The organism is Nocardia sp. NPDC051900, assembly GCF_044452545.1.
Lineage (GTDB): Bacteria > Actinomycetota > Actinomycetes > Mycobacteriales > Mycobacteriaceae > Nocardia > Nocardia sichangensis.
This window is the reverse complement of record NZ_JBITBU010000076.1, coordinates 1-1358: the sequence shown is the minus strand read 5'-3', so window position 1 is coordinate 1358 and position 1358 is coordinate 1. Positions and strand designations below refer to the sequence as shown.

1 protein-coding gene and 1 pseudogene are annotated in these 1358 nt (G+C 66.6%); one reads left to right on the top strand and one right to left on the bottom strand.

Annotated elements, in window-relative coordinates:
- Positions 1-947: 947 nt before the first annotated feature.
- Positions 948-1088 (top strand): hypothetical protein, encoded by a 141-nt coding sequence (locus ACIA5H_RS37780; RefSeq protein ID WP_397081163.1) that lies wholly within the window; start codon positions 948-950, stop codon positions 1086-1088.
- Here ACIA5H_RS37780 and ACIA5H_RS37775 read toward each other — a convergent pair.
- A pseudogene (locus ACIA5H_RS37775) lies at positions 1019-1215 on the bottom strand (LuxR C-terminal-related transcriptional regulator); the annotation flags it as partial. The gene ACIA5H_RS37780 and the pseudogene ACIA5H_RS37775 overlap by 70 nt on opposite strands.
- Between the last annotated feature and the right edge of the window lie 143 nt (positions 1216-1358).

The following is a 1358-nucleotide window of genomic DNA, read 5'->3' as shown; positions in this document are numbered from 1 at the left end:
ACTTCGTCGCTGCTGCCGGAGCACCTAATCACGACGGTTCCGGGTTTTCGAGTCGGAACCGACGACGACCACTAATTGGTTACTCGCAGTTCACCTCGGCCAGTACCGCGCACGTCAAGCCTCGGTCGGTCACTGCGTGCGCCTCCGCCCCATCCCGCAGCGGCGCAGCACAAGCAGGAACGCCAGAGTCACCGCCTCCGCCGCCTCTGAACCTGTCGCCTCGAGCGGCGCGCTTCGCGGTGCTCCCGCAGTCTGTGCGCTCGAACCGATTCCCCGATCGTTCTCGGTGGGAGGCAGATCGGTTGTCGGGGTTTCTGTGAACAGCCGGTGTATCGACCGCTCGGCGGTGGCGCGGGCCTGCCTCTGCGGAATCGTCTTCGAAACACAGTGCTGCGCAACGGAGGTAAACGGTAGTGGCGGACGGCCGGTGCACCTGGTCACGACACAGGTCCAGGTTTTCGAGTCCGGACTCGACGTTGACTGCCGATTGGGATATTCGCAGTTAGTCTCGGCCAGCGTTGCGCGCTGCCCCGTGCCTGCCGAGCCGTTCATGCGGCTGCAGGTCTCCAGTGCCGTCCCGGGCGCCGACGGCACCGTCGGCATGCGCGGACTGGTCTCCTACCACTGGGAATCGGCGCTCGGCGACACCCCGATCACTCTGGCCGACAGGCTGGGCGAACTCGCCAGTGGGCAGCGTCGTGCGGGTCGCGGACACCAAGGTGGTGGCCGCCAGTCGCGAAAATCCTGGGCCACCAGCATGGTCCGAAGCAGGCTGCGGCGCCATCGGGGTTGCGGGCACAGTTGCTCCCGAATGAGGAGTGGAGCCTGTCCTGGCCGGCCACCATGAATCCGCCGCGCTGAGCCAGGCGGCGGTCCCGGACCAAGTACCTGAACGCCACAGTGGGGGCGGACAGTATCTCCCGGACCTACCGGTAGTGGACCGGCCGATGACCTACATCCCCGCCGCCGCGGTGGATGACACGGTGGCCGGCTTGATGGGTCCTGTACCCGCACTGGCTCAGATCGCACCCTGTGCGCAGGCGCGGGCCACCGCCGAGGTCCGTGAGCCGACCACGAGCTTGGCATAGATGTGCACCAGATGGGATTTCCCGGTGGTGGTCCGCTGAGGAGCAGCTCCTTGGCGATCTCCCGGTTCGACTTGTCGTCGGCGACCAGGCGCAGCACCTCGATCTCGCGCGAGCTCAGCGTGGTGTCGGATGGGCTGCGGTGCCATCTCGGCAGACAGGCCTGCGGAGCTTCGGTGAACAACCGGTGTACAGACCGCTCGGCGGTTGCGCGGGCGCGCGCCCCCTTGTGCCGATGGTGTTAGAAACACAGCGCAACGCAATGGAGTTGAC

Coding starts and splice junctions, on each gene's coding strand:
- ACIA5H_RS37780 (WP_397081163.1), top strand. CDS start 948: ATGACCTACATCCCCGCCGCCGCGGTGGATGACACGGTGGCCGGCTTG.